General features: G+C 73.0%; 14 protein-coding genes. 7 read left to right on the top strand and 7 right to left on the bottom strand.

What is annotated here, in order from left to right:
- Positions 1 to 13: 13 nt before the first annotated feature.
- Together ACX9TP_RS26145 and ACX9TP_RS26140 are read right to left on the bottom strand one after the other, a co-directional pair.
- Positions 14 to 1,531, bottom strand: a complete 1,518-nt coding sequence (locus tag ACX9TP_RS26145) for a CAP domain-containing protein (RefSeq protein ID WP_482973335.1) — start codon at positions 1,529 to 1,531, stop codon at positions 14 to 16.
- Complete coding sequence (locus ACX9TP_RS26140; RefSeq protein ID WP_482973334.1) at positions 1,528 to 1,827, bottom strand: DciA family protein; 300 nt, start codon at positions 1,825 to 1,827, stop codon at positions 1,528 to 1,530. The genes ACX9TP_RS26145 and ACX9TP_RS26140 overlap by 4 nt, the downstream gene beginning before the upstream one ends.
- A 177-nt stretch (positions 1,828 to 2,004) precedes the next feature.
- Here ACX9TP_RS26140 and ACX9TP_RS26135 point away from each other — a divergent pair, with 177 nt between their 5' ends.
- Both ACX9TP_RS26135 and ACX9TP_RS26130 read left to right on the top strand, forming a co-directional pair.
- Positions 2,005 to 4,617 (top strand): carboxypeptidase regulatory-like domain-containing protein, encoded by a 2,613-nt coding sequence (locus tag ACX9TP_RS26135; protein ID WP_482973333.1) that lies wholly within the window; start codon positions 2,005 to 2,007, stop codon positions 4,615 to 4,617.
- Between the two features lie 116 nt (positions 4,618 to 4,733).
- Positions 4,734 to 5,609: a diguanylate cyclase gene (locus tag ACX9TP_RS26130; RefSeq protein ID WP_482982224.1), complete on the top strand. Its 876-nt coding sequence runs from the start codon at positions 4,734 to 4,736 to the stop codon at positions 5,607 to 5,609.
- Positions 5,610 to 5,659: 50 nt separating this feature from the next.
- On the opposite strand, the gene ACX9TP_RS26125 is transcribed toward ACX9TP_RS26130, so the two are convergent.
- Together ACX9TP_RS26125 and ACX9TP_RS26120 are read right to left on the bottom strand one after the other, a co-directional pair.
- Entirely contained in the window at positions 5,660 to 7,867 is a 2,208-nt protein-coding gene (locus tag ACX9TP_RS26125; RefSeq protein ID WP_482973332.1) for a 1-acyl-sn-glycerol-3-phosphate acyltransferase, read from the bottom strand.
- Between the two features lie 2 nt (positions 7,868 to 7,869).
- Entirely contained in the window at positions 7,870 to 8,832 is a 963-nt protein-coding gene (locus tag ACX9TP_RS26120; RefSeq protein WP_482973331.1) for an SDR family oxidoreductase, read from the bottom strand.
- Between the two features lie 102 nt (positions 8,833 to 8,934).
- On the opposite strand from ACX9TP_RS26120, the gene mutL reads away from it, so the two are divergent.
- The 5 genes from mutL to ACX9TP_RS26095 all read left to right on the top strand — a co-directional run bounded on the left by mutL (position 8,935) and on the right by ACX9TP_RS26095 (position 13,571).
- Entirely contained in the window at positions 8,935 to 10,815 is a 1,881-nt protein-coding gene (gene mutL, locus ACX9TP_RS26115) for a DNA mismatch repair endonuclease MutL (protein ID WP_482973330.1), read from the top strand.
- Positions 10,816 to 10,937: 122 nt separating this feature from the next.
- Positions 10,938 to 11,093: a hypothetical protein gene (locus tag ACX9TP_RS26110; RefSeq protein WP_205520374.1), complete on the top strand. Its 156-nt coding sequence runs from the start codon at positions 10,938 to 10,940 to the stop codon at positions 11,091 to 11,093.
- Positions 11,094 to 11,130: 37 nt separating this feature from the next.
- Positions 11,131 to 11,847, top strand: coding sequence for an outer membrane beta-barrel protein (locus ACX9TP_RS26105; protein WP_482973329.1), 717 nt, complete (start codon positions 11,131 to 11,133; stop codon positions 11,845 to 11,847).
- Positions 11,848 to 11,956: 109 nt separating this feature from the next.
- Complete coding sequence (locus tag ACX9TP_RS26100) at positions 11,957 to 12,955, top strand: tetratricopeptide repeat protein (RefSeq protein ID WP_482973328.1); 999 nt, start codon at positions 11,957 to 11,959, stop codon at positions 12,953 to 12,955.
- A 103-nt stretch (positions 12,956 to 13,058) separates the two neighbouring features.
- A complete protein-coding gene (locus tag ACX9TP_RS26095) occupies positions 13,059 to 13,571 on the top strand; it encodes a hypothetical protein (RefSeq protein WP_482973327.1) in 513 nt (170 codons plus the stop codon).
- Between the two features lie 7 nt (positions 13,572 to 13,578).
- On the opposite strand, the gene ACX9TP_RS26090 is transcribed toward ACX9TP_RS26095, so the two are convergent.
- From ACX9TP_RS26090 to ACX9TP_RS26080, 3 genes are read right to left on the bottom strand one after another with little or no spacing between them, the layout of a single operon-like run.
- Entirely contained in the window at positions 13,579 to 15,222 is a 1,644-nt protein-coding gene (locus ACX9TP_RS26090; RefSeq protein ID WP_482973326.1) for a carboxypeptidase regulatory-like domain-containing protein, read from the bottom strand.
- Positions 15,219 to 15,782 (bottom strand): hypothetical protein, encoded by a 564-nt coding sequence (locus tag ACX9TP_RS26085; protein ID WP_482973325.1) that lies wholly within the window; start codon positions 15,780 to 15,782, stop codon positions 15,219 to 15,221. Before ACX9TP_RS26085 ends, ACX9TP_RS26090 begins: the two co-directional genes overlap by 4 nt.
- Positions 15,783 to 15,805: 23 nt before the next feature.
- Positions 15,806 to 17,692 carry a sigma 54-interacting transcriptional regulator gene (locus ACX9TP_RS26080; RefSeq protein WP_482973324.1) on the bottom strand — a complete coding sequence of 629 codons (1,887 nt, stop codon included), beginning with the start codon at positions 17,690 to 17,692 and terminating at the stop codon, positions 15,806 to 15,808.
- Positions 17,693 to 17,698 lie beyond the last annotated feature (6 nt).

The raw sequence follows: 17,698 nt of genomic DNA, 5'->3' as shown, positions 1-17,698 counted from the left end.
GCCCGTCTGTCTTTCAGCGGACCGCGGCGTAGATGACGGCCACCCAGTACTGCTTGCCGCCGAAGCGACGGGAGTCTCCCCGCACCACGCCTACGCCCACGCGGTTGTTGGTGGCGTCCGCGAGGCTGCGAGACTCCGGCAGCGCCGTCGGGTCCGACACGACGAAGAAGTCCACCGCCGCCGTGCCCGCGTCCGGCAGCACCTGGAACACGCGCTCGTGCAGCGGCGCGCCCCCGGGCTGCGCCGACGGCTGGTCCAAATCCAGCGCGCGCCGCGCATGGGCCTGGGCCAGCGCATCCAGCGCCGGGCTGCGCTCCAGCGGTGGCAGCTTGTGCGACGTGCGCCAGCGGGCGAGCGTGTCGTAGGCCTCCTGCTGCGGGTCCGCGAAGCTCTGCACCGCGGGGGAAGCTGCGGTGTAGACCTCGGTGAGGAGGGCTTCTTCCCGTCCGTCCACCTTGCGGAAGGTGACGCCCACGCCCATGAAGCGGAAGCCGGCGTCGAGCAGGTTGCGGCGGTGGCCGGGGCTGTGCTCGATGCCGAAGTGCGCGGCGAGCGGCCCGGACGCGAGGCCCAGGTTCTCTCCGGCGCGCACGTAGCGGGCGTCGTCCGGCAGCCGCTGCGTCAGCGTGGAGCCGTCCGGCGCCACGTGGGCGAAGAAGCCCTCCGACGCCATGCGGTCGCTGTAGGCCTGCGCCACGCGCTCCAGCACCGGGTCCGGCGTCAACTCCGGCAGGCGGTGCGCGCGGCGCAGCGAGTTGATGCGCTCGTACACGGCCGCGCGGGCCTCGTTCAGCGTGGTGGGCTCGGTGTCCTCCGTGCGCGCGCCGCGCTGGCGGGGCAGGCCGAGCTGGGCGAGGAAGAGGGCCGCCACCTCCGGTCCGCCGCCCGCCTTGCCCACCACCTCCACCGTGTAGCTGCCGGGCGTGGCGAGCTCCAGGCGGGCGCAGAACTCCCCGTTGGGGCCTCGGCGGGAGAGGGACACCCGGTCCACGTCGCCGTCCGGGCGGGTGACGTAGACGTCGGGGTTGCGCAGGGGCGCCACCAGGGTGCCGCAGAGCGTGCGCGCGGCGCGCTCGCCGCCGGCCAGGTTTCGGGGGAAGGGCTGCAGCTCCGCCTTGCGGTCCGACAGCAACAGCACGAACGCGGTGCGCTCGCCCACCCGGGCCACGCCCAGGCCGAAGTGGGAGGCCCGCTCGGTGTTGAAGTCCTCGCGCGCCAGGAAGGTCTCCAGGCCGTTCTTGGGCGTCCATGCGCGGATGACGAGCGTGCGCGGCGTCGGGTCCGCGCCGCCCGCGTCGCTGACGGCCTCCGTGAGGGAGAAGAGGTCCGGCGCGCCGGTGGTGTCCTCGGTGAGCGCCTCGCGGGCGAGCCGTCGTGCCGCCGTGCCCAGGGCCGCGTCCTGCGCCGGTGCGCGACGGCCCACGCGCTCGAACTCGCGCACCACGTGGCGCGCGGCCTCGGCCTCCATGCCCTCCACGGAGGAAGGCGGGGCCGCGGCCAGGAAGGCGCCGAGCGCGAGCAGGGCAATCATCGGCTCTCCATCCGGAACGTCAGGGCCCTCACCGTGTCCGCCCCGAGCCGCGCGTTGAGCTGCTCGCACAGCGAGGCCGACTCGGCCTCCAGGCTCCGCGCCCACTCATCGCCGTCCACCGTCACCACCAGCGTGGTGCCCTGCAAGGCATGAGGGCGGGTGTGGCGGGCCAGGTGGGGGCCCACCACCGCGGCCCACACGGGCGTCAGCGTCTGGCCACGGCCGGACTCCTCCGCGAGGCGGGCCAGCACACGGGGAAGGAGGCTTTCGAGAGTCTTGGGCTCGCTGCGCGCCATGGCGGGCGATTGTGGTTCCCGGCCACCCGAAAGCCAACCCTCGCCTCGCGTGCCAAGGGGGAAAGCAGGCGGGCGGACACCAGGGCTGTTGGAAGGGACGCGGTGGATGTCGGCGACCGTCGCACGGAGGGCGGCCTGCCTGTAAGGTCGCGGACTGTCCCCCTGGAGCCGCACCCCATGAGCCCCTCACCTCGTTCCCACCCGCTGGTCGGCCCCGCGTGCGCGCTGCTGCTGGCCCTGGCCGGCTGCGCGTCGGACGACAACATGGGGCCCCTCATTCCAGGGGACACGCCGCCGCCGCGTACGTGCGCGGTGGACCAGGACTGTCCGGACGCGGCGTTCTTCTTCTGCGACACCGCCGTCGCGCGCTGCGCCCCCGCGTGCCGCACCCCCTCGGACTGCCGCGCGGACCGGCGCGGCGAGTACGCGCTGCCCGAGTGCGACGGCTCGCCCCTGGGCTGTCAGTGTGACTTGAACCGGTGCATGCCGGGCGTGTGCGCGGCGGACGCGGACTGCGGCGCGGACCGGGTGTGCCGGAGTGGCGCCTGTGTGACGCCGCCCGCCGCGGAGCTGGCGGCCGCCTGCGAGGTGACGCCGGACGTCGTCGTGGGCCGTCCGGGCATGGCCGTGGTGTTCAGCGTGTGGGCCCGGACGCGCGAGGGCACGCCGCTGGTGCCGCGCGAGGGCGCGACGTGGCGCACGCTCGCGCCGACGGTGACGGGTGGTGGGGCCACGGGGCTCGGCGCCACCTTCACCCTCGCCGAGCCCGGCGACGAGCGCGAGGCGGTGGAGGCCCGCGTGGGGAGCGCCACCTGCCGTGCCCGCGTCACCGTGCTGCCCGCGGAGGTGCCGCCGGGCGGCGTGCGCGTGCTGGTGGTGGATGAGCTCACCGGGCGCCCGGTGCCGCTGGCCACCGTGGCGGTGTCCTCCGCGGTGGGCAGCGTGACGGCCAGCTCGGTGACGGGGCCCCAGGGCGCCGCGTGGGTACCGGCCACGGGCGAGGTGGCCCTGTCCGCCTTCCACCCGGACTACGGCTACCTCACGCTGGCGCGCCATGACGCGACGGGCGCGCGCGACGTGCGGCTGGCCCTGCGGCGCAACCCGCTGGACCGCGCCGGCGGCGTGCGTGGCGCCTTCGACGCGGGAGAGAAGCCGGACACGACGGCCCAGGCGCTGCGGATGGGCGTGGCGGGCCTGTCAGTGCCGGGGCTTCCCGCCGAGCTGTCGCCGGAGGCGCTGCTGGGGCCCGAGCGCGAGGTGGAGGTCGGCCTGGGCACCAGCCGGCGGCGCCTGAAGCTGCCCTCGGGCGCGGGCGTGTGGCTGGCTGGCACGCCGCCCCTGGAGGTGCGCGCCCCCGGCGTGGCCGGCGTCTGTGACACGTCCCCGGACGGCGTGCTGGAGCCGGAGGTGGCGGTGCGCGAGGGCGCTTGTGGCACCCGCGCCGCGTGGGCGCTGCAGGGCGAGCTGCCGCTGCGGGAGCTGCCGCTGAATGCCCTGGAGCCAGGGACGGACCCGCTGCTGCTGCTGGGGCAGCTGGTGCCGGGCTCGCCGCGCTTCGCCTCGACGGTGCTGCGCGACACGCGCTTCTCCCTGGCCCCCACGCCCGGCGTGGACACGGGGAGGCCGGACCTGGAGGCGGTGGAGTACCCGCGAGCCGTGTCCTTCGAGACGGGCGGCGTGCGGCTGGCCTTCCCCTTCGCCGTGCGGGTGCCGGAGCTGCCGCGCTACCGCGATGCGTACCTGGACCGCGCCTATGTGCTGGCCACGGTGGCCGTGCCCGGCCGGGGCCTGGTGCCGCTGGGGCTGGGCGCCGCGGCGAACGTGGCCCCGGCGGACCCCAACACGGACAGGGACACGCGGCTGTCCGACGCCGGGCTGGTGCTGGTGCGCATGGCCCCCGCGCATGGCGGCCTGGAGGGACAGCCGTACCGACTCGTGGTGGCCGCCACCTCCGGCGCCTCGCGCGACGACGCGTCCTCCGCCGTGGCCACCACCACGCTGGTGGCGGAGCTGCCGGCGCTGGACTTCGACCCGAGGGGTGACAGGCCCGTGGACCTGGGCTCGGGCTTCCTCGGCATCCCCGAGGCCGCCCGCTACAACTTCAACCCCGCCGCGTACCAGGGGCTGGCGGGCCGGCAGTTCCGCGCCGACGTGGACGAGCGGGCCAGCCTGGTGCGCGTCGTCTTCACCGACCGCGCCGGCCGCCGCTGGACGGTGCTGGCGGATCCGGCGACCACCCGCGAGGGCTTCCGCGTGCCGCGTCCGCCGGCCGGCATCGAGGACCGCACCGCCTGGGGCGACGCGCCAGGCTCGCGCGCGCGCTTCCAGGTGGAGGCGCTCATCGTGGGTGGCCCCGCGTCCGGGGACACGCTGGGCCCGGCCCGGCTGGCCGCGGCGGAGGGCCCCGGGCTGGAGCACGTGGGCGACTTGACGCGCGCCGTGTCCGCGCTGGATGTGGGGCGCCCGGAGGTGACGTGGTTGTACCCGGAGCTGGAGGGCCAGGGCCTCGTCCGGGGCAGCGCCGTGCGCGTGGTCGTCACCGGCTTCAAGGTGGGCTCGGGCGACGGCGCGGACGGCCATGTGCGCCTGTCCCTGCAGGGGGGCTCCGGCTGCGCGGGCACCGTGCTGCTCGGGGACCAGGACGTGTCCCAGGGCCAGGGCCAGGTGGAGCTGCGGCTGCCGGCCACCTGCTCGGGCCTGGGGGTGACGCTGACGGCCGAGCTGGCGGACCCCGACGGCGTCCCCCTGCGCCCGCCCGTCGCCGCCGTGCGTGGCGTGGATATCCCCTGACGGGGTAGGGCGTGGTAGGTCGCCGCTGCACCCCGGGAGGACCCTACCCGCACTCCCGTGTGTGACTCGCTTTCAGGATTTACCGGGTGGTAGCGTTGAACTCCTCGGGAGGCACGGTGCAGAAGGAGACGGTCGTCACGGTCATCTCGAAGATCTCCGACCGGCCGGTCAACCTCGACGCGGCGCTGGTGGTGATCTACGGACTGGACCTGGGGCGGAAGTTCGACCTCACGCGCGAGGAGACGCTCATCGGGCGCTCGTCGAAGGCGGACATCCAGATCGATCAGGAGTCGGTGAGCCGCAACCACGCGGGCATCACCAACACGCGTGAAGGCGTCCGCATCCGTGACCTGGGCTCCACCAACGGCACGTTCATCAACGACGAGCTGGTGGAGGGCACCCGCGACTTGCGCAACGGCGACCTGGTGAAGATTGGCCGCACCATCTTCAAGTACATCGCCGGCGGCAACATCGAGGCGGCGTACCACGATGAAATCTACCGGCTGACCACCATGGACGGCCTGACGCAGATCTACAACCGCCGCTACTTCGACGAGCAGCTGGACCGGGAGCTGTCGCGCAGCCGTCGCTACGAGCGCGTGCTGTCGCTGGTGCTGCTGGACATCGACCACTTCAAGAAGGTGAACGACCAGTTCGGGCACCTGGCGGGTGACTCGGTGCTGAAGCAATTGGCGTCCACGGTGCGCACGAAGATCCGCCGCGAGGACGTCTTCGCCCGCTACGGCGGCGAGGAGTTCGCCATCCTCCTGCCGGAGGTGGGGCTGGGCGGCACGCGGCAGCTCGCGGAGAAGGCGCGGCGGCTGGTGGAGAAGCAGCGCTTCGAGTTCGACAAGCAGCCCATCCCCGTCACCGTGTCGGTGGGCATCGCCACGCTGGAGCCCCAGCACCGCGAGGCCGGAGACCTGGTGCGCACGGCGGACGAGCGGCTCTACGAGGCCAAGATGGCGGGCCGCAACCGCGTGGTGGGCTGAAAAAGGCCGCGCCTGCGGGGCCCCGTTGAACCCGGGGCCCCCTGGCGTGCTCAGCCCGCGAAGACGGAGCGGCGCTCGCGCAGGAGCGACTGGAGCATGCCCATGATGGACTCGCGGGTGCGCTCGGTGAGCCGCTGCACCTCGCCCAGGTCTTCCGCGGCCTCGGGCGGCAGGCCCTCCATGCCGAGCGGCTCGCCGAAGCGGATGCTCCACTTGGCGGGCAGGGGCAGGGGGCCCAGCGGGGTGAGCGGCACGTAGGGCAGGCCCAGGAAGGACGCGGGCAGCCGGCCCAGCATCGGCGACGTCTCCTCCGCGCCGACGATGGCCACCGGGACGATGGGCGCGCCCGTGCGCAGCGCCAGCTTCACGAAGCCGCCGCGCCCGAAGCGCTTGAGCCGGTAGCGCTCCGCGAAGGGCTTGCTGAGGGCCTGGTAGCCCTCGGGGAACACCACCAGCGGGCGGTGCTCGTCGAGCAGCCGCAGCGCATTCTCAGGGCAGGCCCGCACCGCGCCCAGGCGGTTGAAGAGCGTGCCCAGCACCGGCGCGTGGAAGACCTGGTCCTCCACCAGCCACCGGGGCTCGCGCAGGTCCGGGCGCTCGCGGGAGATGGCCAGCGACATCACCAGCCCGTCGTAGGGCAGGGCGCCCGAGTGGTTGGCCACCAGGATGGCCGCGCCCCGGGGCACGTGGTCCATGCCCTGCACCGACACGCGCCAGTATTGCGAGTAGAGGAACTCCAGCACCGGGTCCAGGCGCTCCACCAGCGACGGGTCCTTGCCGTACTCGTCGATGTTGGCGCCGCCGCCCGTGCCCAGCCCGGCGCGCAGCGCGTCCACCAGCCCGTTCATCGCGCCCATCGCCCGGCCGAACCCCTGGCTCGCCAGCGCATGCCCGGCGATGTCCCGGGCGAGTGAGAGCATGCCCGCGGCGCGCTGGGCGAGGGGACGCGGGCCTTCCGGCTCGCGGGCCTGGTCCGTGAAGAACGGCTCGCGCGGTCCGCTTCCCGCGTCGGAGGGAGGCACCAGGGACAGCGGCGTCCGGCGGCCCAGGGGCAGCTCGTCGCGCGTGGCGTCCGGCACCTCCTCCTCCGCCTCCAGCGTCGAGGAGTCCCGGTCCTCGGGGTCCTGCACGGAGAGCGTCACGGACAGCTCCAGCCCGGACGTGTCCCACGGAGAGGCGCCGTCCTCGTCCTCCTCTTCATCCTCCTCGTCGTCCTCGCCGGGGCCGAAGCCTCCCTCCGCTTCCGCCTCCAGGTTGTAGCCCGCGCCGTCCTCGCCCTCGTCGGCCGCGCGCTCCTCCAGGTACCCGTCCTCGGGCCGGGCGGACTTCGCCTGCGCGCCGGCATGGCGGTCGAGGACCTCAGCCACGGCGACCTCGGCGGCGGCCTCGGCCACCTGTGCGGCCACCGCGGCGGCGAGCTCGCGCTCACGCTCCGGGCGCTGCGAGGGTGAGCTGTGGTCGAGCACCTGCTCCACCGCGGCCTCGGCCAGCTCGGTGGCCATCTCCGTGGCCATCAGCCGGTCCTCGTCCTGCTCCTGGCCGGGCCGGCGCTCCATCGCCTCGTCCACCGCGACCTTCGCCGTGGCCTCGGCCACCTCGGCGGCCAGGGCCTCCGCCAGCGCGTGGTCCACCTCGCGCTGTCGCTCCGTGCGCGCGCCCGGCTCGTCCGCCACCACCGGCTTGCGAGGGGGCGGCGGCTTGCGCGGGGTGACGGGCGCGGCGGGCTCGCGCAGGGGGAAGGCCGCGTCATCGTCCACGGGCGCGGCGGCCCGACCCGTGTGCGCGGTTCCTGCTCCGTTTCGTGGCTCGCCCGCGTTCCTCTGGGCACCGCCCGTCACGGACCGCGACTGCGCGGACGCCCGCGTGAGCTCCGAGGCCGTGGCTCCTTCCGCCTCATGCGATGCGGGCTCCTTCCGCCCCTTGCCCACCGAACCCCCGGTCTTCGCATTCCCGGGCTGCTTCGTGGACGTCGACGCGTGCTTGCCGCTCCCGGCCTTCGCATCGCCGGACTGCTTCGCGGCGGATGACGCCGCCATCGCGCCGCCTCCGGCCTTCGCCGCCGACGCCTTCGGAGCCGCCTTCGCGCCACCGTTGGCCTTCGCACCCCCACCGGCCTTCGCGCGCGCGGGTGCCTTCTTCGCGGCCCCCTTGTTCGCGGGCTTCGCGCTCGTGTCGTCGGTGGCCTGCTTCCCACCGTCACCGGCGCGAGCCGCGGCGCCGCGCTGGAAGGGGTCGTTCCCCAGGACTCCCTTGGCCATGACTAGCTCCTTCTCAGCGCCGCAGCGGCGTCCCTGACGTGGTGGAGGGGGATGAAGCCGAGTCCGGATTCGGCACGCTCGCCGTCCGCGACCCACGAGTAATGGATGTAGTCGAGCAGGGCCATGGGCAACGTGCCGGCCCCCACGACGTCCAGCGTGCGCAGCGCGGCCCGGAACAGCGGCCCTGGCAGGGGGAGCGGGCGGGCACCCGCCTGGTGGATGAGGCCGGACAGCGGCAGCACGCCCCGGCCCACGATGTTGAACTCGCCAGACGTCTCCGCGCGCAGCGCCAGGTGCAGCGCCCGCGCGGCGTCCTCCTCGTGCAGCCCCTGCCAGAGCGGGTCATACCCGAGCAGCGTGGGCACCACGCCCCGCTTGAGCAGGCGCGTGGCGGGGTTGTCCACCGAGGGGCCGAGCACCGGCGCGAAGCGCAGCACCAGCACGCGCATGTCCGGGTGGCGCTCGCGGAAGGCGCGCACCTGTCCCTCCACCTCTACCTTGTCGGTGACGAAGCGGCTGTGCGGGCAGCCCTGCAGCAGCGAGTCCTCGCGCAGCAGCGCCGGGTTGTTTCCGCGCGCGCCGTACACGGCCGTCATCGACGGCACCACCAGCCGCGGCAGCCGCGCGCGTCCCGCCGCGGTCAGCACGTTCATCGTGCCGATGACTTCCAGCTCATGGGCCAGCGAGCCGTTGCGGATGGGGCCGAAGAGGAACGCCAGGTGGTAGAGCGCGTCCACCGGGCGGTCGGTGAGCGCGTCGTACAGCTCACCTTCCGCGTCGTACCGGGTGAGGTCCACCCGGTGGTACTCGACCTTGGAACCCTCGGGACGTGCCACGTCCAGTACGAGGATGCTCTCCACGTCGGGATCGCGCTCCAGTCGCTGCAGGAGCAGCTTTCCGTAGTCTCCGCTCGCGCCGGTGACCGCGACGCGAAGCCGCCCCTTGTCTGGTCGTGACACGTCCATTCGCGGTGGCGGGTGTTAGCCCAGCCGTCCGGGAATGTCAGCCAACACCGGTGCCGTCGCGCTTTACAACGTCTTCTGGGTGGCGGAGGGTGAACGGTCGCCATGGCTCGCATTGCCCGTCTCAGTGACGTCCTCATCAACAAGATCGCCGCCGGCGAGGTGGTGGAGCGTCCCGCCTCCGTGGTGAAGGAGCTGGTGGAGAACTCGCTCGACGCCGAGGCCAGCACCATCCGCGTCGAGCTGGAGGGCGGGGGCGTGGACCGCATCATCATCTCCGATGACGGGCACGGCATGGGCCGCCAGGACGCCGTCGCGTGCCTGGAGCGTCACGCCACCAGCAAGCTGCGCGAGCTGGACGACCTCTTCCACATCGACTCCATGGGCTTCCGCGGCGAGGCGATTCCGGCCATCGCCTCCGTCTCCCGCTTCACACTCCACACCGCGGAGGTCGGCGCCGAGGTGGGCACGCGTGTGGTGGTGGAGGGCGGAGGTCCGCCGCTGGTGGAGGACGCGCCGCCGCGCACCGGCACCGTCATCACCGTGGAGGACCTCTTCTTCAACGTGCCCGCGCGCCGCAAGTTCCTGCGCCGGGGTGACACCGAGTTGAAGCACGCGGAGGAGGCCGTGGTGCGCCTGGCGCTGGCGTACCCGGAGGTGGGCTTCTTCGCCTCGCACGAGGGCGCCACGCTCTTCTCCAGCGCCGCCTGTCCGGACGACCCGCGCGAGCGCATCGCCGCGGCGCTGGGCCCCACCGCTCACCCGCACCTGTTCCCCGTCGAGGAGCGGCGGCTGGGCATCACCGTCACCGGGTACGCCGCGTCACCCGAGTTCACCTTCAACAACGCGCGCGGCCTCTACACCTACGTCAACCGCCGCTACGTGAGGGACCGCGGCCTCATCGGCACCATCCAGCGCGCGTACCAGGACTTCCTCGCGTCCGGCCGGCAGCCGGTGGTGGTGCTCCACATCGACGTGGACCCGCGCGCGGTGGACGTCAACGTGCACCCGCAGAAGCTGGAGGTGCGCTTCGCCGACGCGCGCGGCGTGCAGGAGGCGCTCACCGCCGCGCTCACCCGCATGCTGCGCGCCGCCCCGTGGCTGGGCGCCTCGGCGGACGCCAACGCCCCGCAGCCGGGCCAGCCGCGCGAGGCCGCCCACTACGCGCTCGCCGTGGAGCGCTTCCTCACCCGCGCCCAGGAGGCGACGTGGGGCGCGCCGCTGCCCACCGCGATGGATGCACCGGGCGCTCCGTCCGCACCGCCTCGCGCGCCGCTGGGACCGCTGCCCACGGGCCCGGCGGGGCAGGGGACGCGGCCAGGAGCGCTGCCCTTCGCGCCGGGCGTGGGACAGGCGCCCGCCTTCGGTCAGGCGCAGCCGCAGCTCAACGAGGCCCCGCCGCCCGGCTACTTCGCGGCGCTGCGGCCCATGGGCCTGTTGGGCGGACGCTTCCACGTGTGCGAGGGCCCCGGCGGAACGCTCGTGGTCCTGGACCCGCACGCCGCGCTGGAGCGGGCGCGGCTGACGGGCTACCTGCGCGCGCTGGAGGACGAGAAGCCGCCCCCGGCGCCGTCGCTGTTCGGCACCACGCTGGAGCTGCCGCTGCCGGCGGCGAAGGCGCTCGTCGAGGGACGCGAGGCGCTCACGCGGCTGGGCTTCGACGTGGAGCCCTTCGGTGGCACCACGGTGGCGCTGAAGACGGCGCCGCCGGGGCTGGAGGGCGCGGACGCGCGCTCGCTGCTGGAGGCGCTGGCCCGCGCGCTGCCGCCCAAGGGGGCCACACTGGACGCGGTGTCCCTGGCGGAGGCAGTGCGGGTGATGGCGTGCCACGCCGCGCGCCGCGCCAGCGCCACGCCCCTCACCGACGCGCAGCTGCGCGCGCTGCTGGGCGAGCTGGACCGCGCCGACTTCCACCCCCCCTGCATCCACGGCACGGTGGTGGTGCTGGAGATGCCGCTCTTGGAGCTGGAGAGGCGCGCGCGGTAGCCGTCCCGGAAAATTGACGCGTGGGAGTCCCCTGCTACGGTGCGCCACACGCCTGTAGCACCGGGCGGGTTCTGCAAGGACGTACGCGACGGACACCCACGGCAACGCACAGGAGCGGGCACATGCGCGGTGTGATCACCCTGCGGGACGTGGTGGCCAACCTGGACGTCGTGCTCCGCGAGTTCGGCGCGCTGTGCGTCGTGCGCTGCCTCTTCGCGTCGCTGCGCCGCAAGCAGACCACCTTCCTGGAAATCGCGCTGCGCCCCAAGCGCCCCTGAAGCCCCGGCCTCGCGCCAGGGCCCCCAGAGTCCATTGATGCTCCGCCGCCTCCTCCCGCCGCTCGCCCTGCTCATCGCCGCTCCCGCCGCCGCCCAGGACTCCGACGAGGCCGAAGAAGAGGTCTCCACGTCGCTGGACGGGGTGGGGCGCATCTCCATCCAGGCCGGCTACCGCTTCACGTCCAACGAGACGTTCTACAGGAGCTGGTACAGCCGCGACGGCAACAAGGAGCTGCCGCGCGCCCGCGAGGCGTCTGGCGGACCGCTGGCGGTGGGCACCTTCGCCTACGCCATCAACGACCTGGTGGAGCTGGGCATCGACCTGTTCGTCACCGGCGGGCGGCTCTACGTCAACTCGCCCGAGGGTGAGCAGACCATCGACACCCTGAGCTACGGCGCCGCCGTGGGCCTGCGCTTCCAGACGGTGCTGCCGGAGGTGGGCCCGTACGGGCTGCTGCCCTTCGCGGGCATCTCCACCGGGCCCTCGCTCGCGTCGTCGAAGCGCCGGGGAGAGACGGTGCAGGAGACCACCACCCAGATATGGATGGGCTCGCTCGGCACCACGCTGCGCCTGTCACCGCGCTGGGGCGTGACGGCCGAGTACCGGCTCGCCTTCCTGCGCGGGCCCGTGGGCCCCAAGGACGACAAGAACTCCCGCGTGGGCAGCTTCAGCAATGGAGGTAGCTGGTTCGCCGTGGGCGTGACATACAGCTTCCCGCCCGAGCCGACGCGGCCCCTGCCTGGAAGTTTGTAGGGGAGGCGGGCGGGCGTGGCCCGTCTGTCTGCTTTCCGGAAATGGACTGGCCGCGCGGGGCTGTTCCGCTCCGGAATTTATCGCCATACGCCCCGGAGAACTCCTTACGATGCGTGAGTCGGCCGAAGTCGTTTCCGCGCCCAGGAAGATGTCCATGCCAGAGCAGCCGAAGACCGATGTGGAGAAGGAACTGGCGGACCTCCGCCGCGAAATCGTCGAGGCCCGCAACCTCGTCATCAAGAGCGACAACCTGCTGAAGAACCTCCATGCGGAGGTGAAGGCGGTCGGCAAGCGCCACGAGGACTTCCAGAAGCGCCAGTGGCTCTCGTCCGCCGTGGCCTACGTCCTCTTCGCGGTCATCGCCGTGGGCGCCGCGCTGATGATCACCAGCGCGCGCAGCTCCAGCGCCACCAACGAGCGCGAGCGGCTGGAGAAGATGGTCGCCGACCTGTCCACCCAGCTGGAGAAGCAGCGCGCGGACGTGGCCACGCACCAGACGGCGCAGCGCGCCGCGGGCGAGGTCTACAAGATGATGACCACGCTCCCCGGCGACGAGCGCCTCAAGGGCATCGACGCGCTGGTGAAGCTGGACACCTCCCGCCTGTCCTCCCTGGAGCGCCAGGCCCTCAATGACCGCGCCACCGCGCTGCGCCGCGAGACGGGCGACGCCGCCTTCGAGCGCGGGAAGATTGCCTTCCGCAAGAACGAGATGGCGAACGTCATCTCGGAGATGGAGCGCTTCCTGGCCATGAACCCGCCGCAGGAGCAGGCGCTGGACGCGTCCTTCTTCCTCGGCACGGCCTACAACAACTCCCGTCAGCACGACAAGGCGGTGCCGCTGCTGGCCCGCTTCGTCGAGGGCGACAAGGCCTCCAAGACGCGCGACTACGCCATGCTGCTGCTGGCCCAGTCGTACCAGGAGGTCGGCCAGATGGAGAAGGCGCTGGAGACCGCGCGCGACGCGGCCGGCACCTACCCCAACAGCCAGTACCAGCCGCAGTTCCGCGGCCGCATCGCCACGGTGAAGCGCGCCATGAACCCCGAGGCCGCCGCGGCCCCGGGTGCGCCCGCCGCCCCCCCCGCGGTCGCCACGCCCGCCGGCCAGTAGGGCATCCGGGCCCCTGCGTGGGGCCCACACCCGCCCACCGGTTGACGGTGCGGAACACGGAAGCGTTGCCACACGGGGTCCACGGTCGTAAGACCTGGGCCCCGTGTCCGTTCCCGACCCCCGGAAAGATCCCCGCTTCCGCCGCTACCGCGGTGCCGCGTACGGCGTGTACATCCTGCTCACCACGTTGTTCTCGGTGTGGATCATCTGGAACGTGGGCGGCTCGGTCGCCGCCATGACGCCGGAGAGGCCGCCCGCGGCCGCCCAGCTGCTCACCTTCCGCGAGTGCCTGGACGGCGCGCAGGCGCTGTGGGCGGAGCTGGAGTCCGAGCGCGAGAAGCTGGTGCGCGTGTCCCCCGCCCGCAACGTGGACCGGCAGTGGATGGGCTTCCGCACCGCCTGGCTCGAGCGGCTGCGCCAGCGCGAATCCATGTGCGGGCTCGACTCGAGGGACAGGGAGTCGCTGCGCGCGGTGTTCCGCCGCCTGGAGGGTGTGCAGGACCTCTACACCATCCACGCGGTGCAGTACGCGGGCGAGGTGGGCGGCGCGGTGGACGCGCTGCACGCCGCCTTCGCCACCGCGCGCAAGAGCCCGGGTGCCGGCCGGCTGCCCTGAGCGCGTTTCAGCGCACCGGCATCAGCGCGGTGTACCGGCCCTCCTGGTCCGACACCGCCTGCGACAGCAGCACCGTGGTGGGCCGCCCCTCCAGCGTCACCACCCGGTAGAAGCGGATGGAGGCATAGGGCACGACCTGCGCGGTCCCCGCGTCCGCGTTGCCCTCCGTCACCCGGCCGCTGACGGTGCGGCCCTTCTGCAGTGGGAAGGTGGCCAGCACCTGCGGCGCGTCGTCCTCGCCGGGCAGCACGGTGACGGTGCGGCTGACGCGCGGCAGGTTCTCCGTGGGCACGAAGTCCACGCGGTACACGGCCGGGTCCAACCGCAGCTGGAAGACGCCCAGGTCATTCGTGGTGCCCAGCGCCTCGCCGCCCGCGGGCGGACGCGGCCAGCCCGGCACCTGGCCCACCGGCTCCGCCACCACGCGCACGCCCGGCGCCGGGGTGGTGTTGTCCGGCAGCAGGAGGGCACCCTGGAGGACGCGCCGGTCCGGGCAGAGGACGTCCGGCAGCGCGGCGCCGGTGCGCGGCACCTCCACCGACTGCACCGTGAGGCCCGAGGTGTCGCCGGACGGCGGTACCACCACCAGCGACAGCGTCCCGCCCGGCGCGGCCGGCAGCGTGTCCGCGATGAAGCGCCCCTCCGCGCCGGTGGTGGCCAGCGGACCGCGGAAGGTGCCGCCTCCGCCCACCTCGCCCTGGAGCGAGACGGTGGCGCCCGCCACCGGCCGTCCGTCCAGGCCCACCACCCGGCCCGTCACCTGCACCGGCGTGCCGTAGTCGCCCAGCGTCAGCGGCTGGGTGAGCGGCGCGCGCGGGTCCACGGTGAAGGTCTTCTGCGGCACCCACGGCGCCGTGCCGGTGGCCGTCACCCGGAGCAGCACGGCGGTGCGCCGCGCCGCCTCGCGGGGAATGACGACCGTGAAGTCGCCCGTGCCCCGCGACACCGGCACGCGCTGGGACAGGGCCGTGAGGTCCGAGTCCAGGGCCTGGATTTCGAGCGGCGCGTCCACCAGCAGGCCGGCCTGGCGCTCCACCTTCCCGCTCAGCCGCACCAGCGTGTCCGCGGCGGGCAGCACCATGTCCAGCGGCACCGTGGCGCCGGGCTCCACGTGGCTGGTGCCCCGCACCGGAGGCACCTCCAGGTCATCCGCCGTCAGCGTCACCGTGTACCCGCCGGTGCCCACCGGCAGCTTCCAGGCGCCGTTGATGGGCACCAGCGCCGCGTCGTACTGCCGCACCACGCCGGGCAGCAGCAGGCTCTCGCCCGTGGCGCGCAGGCGGAGGGGCTCGGAGTAGGCGCGCATGGCGACACCGCCGTCCGTCGACGGCAGCGAGGTGGCACGCATCACCCGCCCCGTCACGGCGGCGGGGGCGAACAGCTCCAGGTCCTGCTCCGGCCGCAGGGCCTCCACGCGGAAGTCCTGCGCGTTGTGCCGCTCCTGCGGGTTGGGCACCACCTCCACGACGATGTCGCGGCCCGGGTCGCCACAGCCGTCCGGGAAGCACACCTCGTCGACGCCGCACTCGTCATCCGAGCGGCACACCAGCAGGCTGGGGTCCGGCTCCTCCTCCAGCAGCGCGCAGCCGGCCCCCGGCAGCGCGCCCGTGAGCACCGCCAGCAGCGCGAGCCCCGCGCCCCGGCGCGTCACCGGCAGTCCCCCTGCACCGTGTTCACCGCCCACGCGTACGTGGTGACGAACCCCGGGTTCTGGATGACGGTGCCGTCCGGCAGCTCCACCGTCTCCGAGCGCGGCACCCGGTCCACCAGCTCCGAGTCGCTGACGAGCGCCTCCACCAGGTGGGGGCCCGGCGTGGCCAGCGGGTTGTTGGCGGACGCGAGGCTGATGAGCAGCGTGCCCCGGTCCGAGCGCCGGGGCTCGCGGGTGTTCGTCAGCTCGTACTGGCGGTAGGCCTGGCGGGGGTCCTGCGGGTTGTAGTCCACGTACCAGTGCACGACGATGCGGTCGTCCACGTCCGGGTCTTCCACCACCACCTCGAAGGTGAGGTCGCACTGGCCGGCGCCGAAGTCGGAGATGATGCGCGCCTGCGGCGACACCAGGCTCTCCACGATGCGGGGGGGCCGGTTCATGAACTCCGGTACGCGGTCCAGCTGCGTGTCGTCCTGGGGGATGAGGCAGCCGGTGGCGGCCCACGCGGCGGCCACCAGCAGCACTGCCCGGGTCTGTCGCCGCGTCGTGCGTTCCATCATCCGTGCGGGTCGCCCCTCTGACACTAGAGCAGCTCGTCGCCCTCCTCGGGCGGCAGCGGCCGGCCCGACTTCTCCGCCTCCAGCTTCTCCAGGTGCCGGAAGATGGTGCGCGGGTCCACGCCCAAATCCTTGGCCGTCTTGGTGCGGTTGCCGTTGTTCCGGGCGAGCACCTCGTTGATGTAACGCTTCTGGAATTCTTCCTTGGCCTGGAGCAGCGGCATGATGGGCTCCAGGTTCTCCGGCTTGAGGTCCAGGTCGTCCGGGCCGAGCAGCGGCTTGTCCGCGAGCACCACCGCCTTCTTCAGCCGGTTCTCCAGCTCGCGGATGTTGCCGGGCCAGCCGTACTTGCGCATGGACACGGCGGCGGACGGGGTGAAGCCCCGGGCCTTGGAGTTGAACTCGCGCGAGTACTTCGAGAGGAAGAACTTGCCCAGCACCACCACGTCCTCGCCCCGCTCGCGCAGGGGCGGCAGCTTCAGCGTGACGACGTTGAGCCGGTAGTAGAGGTCCTCCCGGAAGGTGTTCTTCTTCACCTCGTCCTCGAGGACCTTGTTGGTGGCGGCCACCACGCGGATGTCCACCGGCTCGCCGCGGTTGTCGCCCACCTTGTAGACGATCTTCTCCTGCAGCGCGCGCAGGAGCTTCACCTGGAGCTGCAGGGGCATCTCGCCAATCTCGTCCAGGAAGAGCGTGCCGCCGATGGCCGCCTGGAACTTGCCCGCCTTGGTGGCCACCGCGCCGGTGAAGGCGCCCTTCACGTGGCCGAACAGCTCGCTCTCCAGGAGGCTCTCCGGGATGGCGCCGCAGTTGATGGTGATGAAGGGGCCCTTCACGCGCGGCGAGCGGCGGTGGATTTCCCGGGCGATGAGCTCCTTGCCGGTGCCCGTCTCGCCGGTGATCAGCACGGAGATGTCCGTGGGGGCAATCTTGTCGATGCGCTTGTACACGTCGCGCATGCCCTGGCATGCGCCGACGATGTCGCCGTAGCGCTGGTCCTCCAGCTTCCGGCGCAGCTCGGTGTTGTCCAGCTTGAGGTCGTTCACCAGCATCGCGTTCTGCAGGACGAGCGACGCCTGCGCCGCGAAGATGGTGAGCATGTCCGCGCTCTTCGGCTCGAAGCGGTTCACCAGCCGGTCATTGCCCACGTAGATGACGCCGAACAGGTCGCCCTTGTGCATCAGCGGCACGCACATGACGGAGTGGACGCGCAGGTTGACCACGGACTCGCTGGCCTTGAACTCGGGGGCGTCCACCGCGTCCGCGACGATGATGGGCTTCTGGTCCTTCACCACCTTGGCGATGATGGAGTCCGACAGCTTCTCCACCGCGTCCTCGATGTTCTCCCGGGCCACGTTGCGGGCCACCTTCACGCGCGGCTCGCCGCTCTCCATGAGGATGAGGAAGCCCTTGTCGGCGCGCGTCACCTCGATGGCCTCGTCCATCAGGCCCTCCAGGATGCGCTCCACGTCGTAGAGCCCCAGCAGCCGCTCGCTGAACGCGGTGAGGCGGCGCAGCAGCACCAGCTCGCGGCCCGGCACGCCCGGCAGCTCCGAGGTGTGCGAGTCCGGGCTGGAGGTGCGGCTCGCCTCGCGAGGCGGGTTGGGTGGGGGAGGCGGCGCGCGGGGCGCGTCCTCGCGGGCGAACGTCAGCTCGGTGCCGCCGACGCGGACCACGTCGCCGGTGGACAGGGCGTGCGCGTCGCGCTTCTTGCCGTTGACGTGGAAGGTGGCGCCGAGGCTGCCCACCTCGTAGCGGCTGCCGTCATAGGTGACGTGGAGGGCGCTGTCGGGCACGCCCGGGTCCTCGAGCTGCACGTCGTTGTCCGGGCCCCTGCCGATGCTGGTGATGCGCTTGAGCAGGGAGACCGAGCGGACCTTGCCATCTGGAGAGCGGACGGTGAGGCTGGCCATGGCGTC

The organism is Pyxidicoccus sp. M15 (assembly GCF_056858435.1).
This window is presented reverse-complemented; position numbering and strand designations above follow the sequence as displayed.